The following is a 1,179-nucleotide window of genomic DNA, read 5'->3' on the forward strand; positions in this document are numbered from 1 at the left end:
TGCAGGTGAACCAGGCGCCGCCGCCGGTGCCGAATGAAACGGCGACCACTTCGGCGAACCAGGAAGTGAGCCTGACCATCGCGTCCACGGATGGCAGCCCGATCACGGACGTGACCATCGTCACGCCGCCGCAGCACGGGACCGTCACGGTGGTTGCGAGCGGCGCGGTGGGGGGCGGCAGCGGCCGCTCTTTCAAGGTGACGTATGTGCCGAATGCGAACTACTTCGGCCCTGACGCCTTCAGCTACACGGCGACGGGTCCGGGCGGCACGTCCGCGCCCGCCACGGTCAGCCTGACGGTGGCGCCGCAGCCCGTGCCGGTGCCGGTCGCCAAGACGGCGATAGTGCTGGCCGGCACGCCGGTGACCTTGAACGTGACGCAAGGCGCGACGGGCGGGCCGTTCACGGCGGTGGCCATCACCACGCAGCCGGCCAGCGGCACCGCGGTGGTCAATGGCCTGGACATCGTCTACACGCCAGGCATCAACACCAGCGGCGACATCCGCATCGGCTACACCGTGTCGAACGCGTTCGGCACCTCGGCGCCGGTGACGTCGACGATTGCCGTCAATCCGATGCCGCAGGTACTCAGCCAGAGCGCCACGGTGGTGGCCGGCCTGACGGTCACCGTCGACCTGACGGCGGGCGCCACGGGTGGCCCGTTCACGGCGGCGAATATCCTGAGCGTGGCGCCGGCCGAGGCGGGCAAGGTGGTGGTGCGCGATGTGGGCACGGCCGGCAAGCCGTCGTACCAGCTGAGCTTTGCAGCCTCGGGCAAGTTTGCCGGCGCGGCCGTCGTCAGCTATACCCTGAGCAATGCCTTCGCCACCTCGAAACCGGGCGTGGTCAACGTGACGGTAACGGCGCGCCGCGACCCGTCCGTCGATCCGGAAGTGATCGGCCTGCAGGCGGCGCAAGCCGATGCGGCGCGGCGCTTTGCCAGCGCGCAGCTGTCGAACTTCACGCAGCGCCTGGAAAGCCTGCATGGCGATGGCTGGGGACGTTCGAACTTTGGCCTGAGCCTGACGCCGCCGAACGACAGCGGCAATCCGACGGCGGCGCTGGCGCGCTGGCAGGCGGACGAAGCGGACCGCGTGTTCGGCACGGCCGTGAAACCGTTCATGCGCAAGGCGGCCTTGCGCCAGCCTGACACGGGTTTCAGCAGCGACCGGCAACAGG

The 1,179-nt window shown here is 69.6% G+C and carries 1 protein-coding gene; it reads left to right on the forward strand.

What is annotated here, in order from left to right; genetic code table 11:
• The coding region (locus tag SJI03_RS28735; protein WP_322429449.1) for an Ig-like domain-containing protein at nt 1–1,179 on the forward strand (1,179 nt) is incomplete at both ends.

Origin of the sequence: Janthinobacterium sp. GMG1 (assembly GCF_034427795.1) — a bacterium.
Classification (GTDB): domain Bacteria; phylum Pseudomonadota; class Gammaproteobacteria; order Burkholderiales; family Burkholderiaceae_D; genus Janthinobacterium.